The organism is Streptomyces sp. DH12, assembly GCF_020873895.1.
Lineage (GTDB): Bacteria > Actinomycetota > Actinomycetes > Streptomycetales > Streptomycetaceae > Streptomyces.
In genome coordinates this window covers 1-413 of record NZ_JAHWGT010001420.1, presented here as the reverse complement: position 1 = coordinate 413, position 413 = coordinate 1, and the positions used below count along the sequence as shown (strand labels likewise).

Here is a 413-nt window from a genome sequence, read left to right as displayed (position 1 = left end):
TACAAGCAGGAAGCCCTCGCCAAGTACAAGGACTCGATCCTGACCTCGGCGATGAAGGATGTCGCCAAGGCGGTCTACAACCTCGCGAAGTCGGTCGAGGACGGCAAGCCCGCGACCGGTATCGTCAAGGGCGATCTCAAGACGGGTGAGGTGAGCCTGTCGAACTCCAACCCGAAGTTCGCGGACGACGCCGAGCTCCAGAAAGCCATCGAGACGGCCAAGGAGAAGATCATCAGCGGCGAGATCAAGGTCAAGTCGAGCTGAGTCACACCCTGAACCACCGCGGGGTCGCGACCGCTCGACGGGGTGCGAGGAGCCAGGCTCCACGCACCCCGTCGGTCAGGTGTGCCACCCCGTTGTATTCCGTAGGGGCGCTACGCGCGTAGACGGCCCCCGTCCCCAGGAGAGTGCGT

At 63.9% G+C, this 413-nt stretch carries 1 protein-coding gene; it reads left to right on the top strand.

Going from position 1 to position 413, the window contains the following annotated elements; translation table 11 throughout:
• A partial coding sequence (locus LPA54_RS40375; RefSeq protein WP_368857915.1) for a BMP family ABC transporter substrate-binding protein occupies positions 1–264 on the top strand: 264 nt, incomplete at its 5' end.
• Positions 265–413 lie beyond the last annotated feature (149 nt).